Origin of the sequence: Mitsuaria sp. RG, from assembly GCF_028369275.1 — a bacterium.
Taxonomy (GTDB): Bacteria; Pseudomonadota; Gammaproteobacteria; order Pseudomonadales; family Pseudomonadaceae; genus Aquipseudomonas; species Aquipseudomonas peradeniyensis.
In genome coordinates, this window is record NZ_JAQMYQ010000096.1 from 1 (window position 1) to 2673 (window position 2673).

1 pseudogene is annotated in these 2673 nt (G+C 66.8%); it reads left to right on the top strand.

The features are described 5' to 3' along the window. Nucleotides 1-2673 (top strand): annotated as a pseudogene (locus tag POF53_RS25810) (hypothetical protein); the annotation flags it as partial.

Genomic DNA, 2673 nt, shown 5'->3' on the forward strand with positions numbered 1-2673 from the left:
ATGGACATCGCCACCGGCACACTGGACAACCGCGACAGTGGTCATGTAGTCGGCAACGATCGCCTGACCATCAAGGCCGGTCAGGTCAACAATGCAGGCAGCGATAGCCGCATCGACAGCGATGGCGCCATGCAGCTGGCCGCCAGCGGTTTCGACCAGCAGGCCGGGCGCCTGCTGAGCAAGACTTCGATCACCCTCGACCTGGGCCAGGGCGCATTGGTCAACCATGGCCTGATCAAGGCTCCGCTGCTGGTGCTGAACAATCTCGGCAGCGTCGACAACCAGCGCGGCGAGATAGTGAGTCCGCAAGGCTTCACGCTGGCCGCTGGTACGCTGGACAACCGCCAGGGCAAGCTGATCAGCGACCAGGATCTGACGGTCCGTATCGCCCAGGTACTGGAGAATACCAAGGGCCTGGTCTCGGCCAAGGACCTGGACCTGCGCGCCACCCGCGCGGATAACCGCCAAGGCATTCTTGTGGGCGACACCGCCCTGAACATCGACGCCGGCACTTTGGACAACCGCCAGGGCAAGGTCTCCGGCAAAGGCCGTGGTGAGATCCAGGCTGGCACATTGCTCAACACTGCGGGTTCGCTGATCAGTCTGGAGCAGTTGCGGATCAAGGGCGGCGAGCTGGACAACCGCGAGGCGGGCCTGCTCGGCAGCAACGGCGCGCTGACCCTGGACGTCGATCGTATCGACAACCGTGGCGGCGAGATCACCGGCAAGGCCGCCGTCGGCGTGACCGGCACCTCGCTGGACAACAGCGACGGTGGCCTGCTGGTCGCCGGCACCGGCATGACCCTCGCCTTGCAGGCACTGCTCAACCGCAACAAGGCACGTATCGAGGCCCAGACCGGCCTGACCCTGACCGGTCTGACCCTGGACAACGACGGTGGCCGCCTGACCAGCCAGCGGGACATGACCCTGACGTTGACCGGCGCGGCGCTCAACCGCCTCGGCCTGATCAGCGCCGAGGGCCAGCTGGTGATGGCCGCGCAAAGCCTGGACAACGGCACCGGAAAACTGAACAGTGCCGGCAGCCTGAAGCTGACCACGACGGGCGCGCTGCTCAACCAGCGTGGCGAGTTGCTGAGCGATGGCGACATTACCCTGGCCAGCGCCAGCCTGGACAACACTGACAAGGGTGTTATTGCCAGCAAGGGCGCGCTGACCATTACCACCGGCCACCTGGACAACAGCCGCCAGGGCAGTATCAGCAGCAACCGCACCCTCGACCTGCACGCCGGCCAGCTGGACAACCGCGACGGCGGCCGCGTGGGCAGCCGCGAAGCACTCAGCGCGACGGTTACCGGCCTCGACCAGCAGGGCGGCAAGCTGTTCAGCGACACTTCGGTCCATCTCGACCTGAGCCATGGCCACCTGGACAACCGTGGCGGCCTGATCAACGCCCCGTCGCTGCTGCTGAACAACCTCAAGACCGTGGCCAACCAGGGCGGTGAGATTTCCAGCGCAAAAGCGTTCACCTTCGCTTCCGAGCAACTGGACACCAGCAACGGCCGCTTACTCAGTGACCAGGGCCTGCTGCTGCAGATCAGCCAGCGCCTGGACAACCTCAAGGGCCTGATCGGCGCCCAGTCGCTGGAGGTTCACGCCGGTGTGCTGGACAACAGCGGCGGCACCCTGAGCAGCCAGAGTGGCTTGCAGGTGACCGTAGATGGCTTGCTGAGCAACCGCGACGGTGGCCGAATCGAAGCCAAGGACGCGCTCGCACTCACCAGCAAGGGCCTGGACAACCATGGCGGCAAGCTACTCGGCAGCAGCCTTGCGCTGGACCTGCTCGGCGCCGACCTGGACAACGGCGCCGGCCTGATCACCACCGCCGGCCCACTGACCCTCGCCAACCTGGCCAAGCTCGTCAACCAGGGTGGCGAGATCTCCACCGCCCAGGCCCTGCGCCTGGATGTCAGCGAGCTGGACAACCGTGACGGCAAGCTGATCAGCGAGCAGGCGCTGAGCATCACCAGCGGCGCCATCGACAACCGCAACGGCCTGGTCTCGGGCTGGCAGGGGCTGACCGTCACCGGCCAGAGCCTGGACAACCGCCAGCAAGGCACGCTGTCGAGTCGCTCCGGTGCCGTGCAGGCGACCGTGGCCGGCGCCCTGCGCAACAGTGACGGCGGCGCGCTGGTCGCCCAGCAGCGCCTGGACGTCAAGGCAGACAGCCTGGACAACAGCGCCAAGGGCATCCTGTCCAGCGGCAGCGGCCAGCAACTGACCATCACGGCGGCACTGGACAACCACGAGGGCGGCCTGATTGATGCCGGTGAAAAGCTGGTCATCAGCGCTGGCGCCCTCGACAACCACGGCGGTCGCGTGGCCACCCGGCAGGACCTGGGCCTGACCGCCGCGAGCCTGAACAACAACGACGGCAACCTCGCTGCCCAGGGCGCCCTGACCCTCGACCTGCTCGCCGACCTGCTCAACCGCAAGGGCACGCTGTTCGCCGGCAAGGACCTGCTGATCCAGCGCGCCGGCCTGGTCGACAACCAGGCTGGCCAGATCGCCAGCCAGGGCCTGCTCAAGGTGCTGGCTGGCAGCATCGACAACAGCCAGCGCGGCACCCTGGCCGCCAATGGCGCGCTCGTGCTCAACAGCAGCGGGGCGCTCAGCAACACGGGCGATGGCCTGATCTACAGCCAGCAGGGCGAC